This window comes from Pseudomonas agarici (genome assembly GCF_900109755.1).
GTDB classification, from domain to species: Bacteria; Pseudomonadota; Gammaproteobacteria; order Pseudomonadales; family Pseudomonadaceae; genus Aquipseudomonas; species Aquipseudomonas agarici.
In genome coordinates this window covers 1-1,435 of record NZ_FOAR01000068.1, presented here as the reverse complement: position 1 = coordinate 1,435, position 1,435 = coordinate 1, and the positions used below count along the sequence as shown (strand labels likewise).

The following is a 1,435-nucleotide window of genomic DNA, read 5'->3' as shown; positions in this document are numbered from 1 at the left end:
GGCTCGGGGCTTGGGCTGACCTCGGTGGTGCTGGAGTTGAGCGAGGCGATTGCCAAGCAGCATAGTGCGGCGGTCAGTATAAAGTTGAAGATTGCAGCGGGAAGTTTGGGGGTGGCCGGGTTGGCAGTGGATACGATGTTCTCATTTATTACTACCAGATCTAAGTTTCAGAAAAATGATATAGATGCTGCTGTAGCTTACGGAATACAAACTGCTGCGTTTGCTGGAGCTGGAGTGGCTAGTGGGTTCGCTGTAGCATTATTAGCTAAAAAAACAACGATGGTCGGAATTGGATTGTCATGGACAGGCTGGGCACTGATTTTAGTCGCCTTGGGCATGACAGCGGGCTATGTTGCAGCGCTGTTGCAAGATACTCCAACTGAGGAGTGGGCAGCACGGAGTATTTGGGGGCGAGCCAATGATCGGTGGAACTCGATCAAGCGAGAACAGGAGGAGCTGAACAAGATTTTACTGGGGCTCAGCGTTGAGTTTGATTATAGCCATAACCTGATCGATAACCTCAGCGCTTCCGCTACCACCGCTGATAATCCATTTGTATTGGAGGCGCCGGATAAATCGTATGTCAAGGAAGCCCGGCTACGTTTATTGATTCCAGCAATTCTGAAAGATAAGTTACAGTGGAGCGCCGAAGTTTATTTGTATCATACCAATGGCGCCAAGGAGTTGATTTATTCGACGGGCAATACCGCCCAGTCCAGCGCCATCAAACCTTATATTGCCGGTGTGGCCTCGCCGGAAATCACACAACACTCTCCTGATTTGACAGTCATCACAATAAAGGCGGAAATGTTGAAGTACCCCTCAAGTTCCGCAACCTTTAATCTGTATGACGATGTGACAGATGGGCAACTACTCGTCAATGAAACTTTTTGGGTGCGTTGATTATGACCAAAAAAAATCCAAAATACGACGTTTATCTGCCGACCTGGAATCAAGCCGAGCCTTGGTTTGAGTTTTCTGAAGGTCAGCGCCAGGCGTTTGTGGGTGGCAACCCTTGGCGCCTAACTCCGTTAGATAAAAAAGAAAAAATCCATGCGCAAGCCAACAGTTGTGAAGCGGTTGTTAATGTTTATCCAAATGCAATAGCAGTAGGCGGGCCAGCAGGAACAAGCGACACAAATTCAAGCGGAATTTTTACTATCCTGATTTGCATTATGGTTGTTGTAATGAGCCTCGTACTCTTAGAAACTACGAGACTCCATCCATTTTCACTGCTAGTTCTGCTCATACTTGTGCCAAGTCTATATTGTTTGTCGTTTTTTATAAGGATGACTTTTTTCTCGTTTCGTGACTTACCCACTCTGTTTAATAGAAAGTTACGAACGGTGAGTATATCAGAGCCACGACCATTATCGTTTTTAAAGTTCTGGCAGCCGGCGGTAGTCGATAGGGTTGTTACCTACTCATGGGACGC

General features: G+C 46.9%; 2 protein-coding genes. Both read left to right on the top strand.

The window, feature by feature from the left end; genetic code table 11:
* The coding region (locus BMX68_RS26105; RefSeq protein WP_218145946.1) for a hypothetical protein at nucleotides 1-903 on the top strand (903 nt) is incomplete at its 5' end.
* Between the two features lie 2 nt (nucleotides 904-905).
* Nucleotides 906-1,435 (top strand): hypothetical protein (locus tag BMX68_RS25785; RefSeq protein WP_218145945.1); only part of this gene is annotated, 530 nt, incomplete at its 3' end.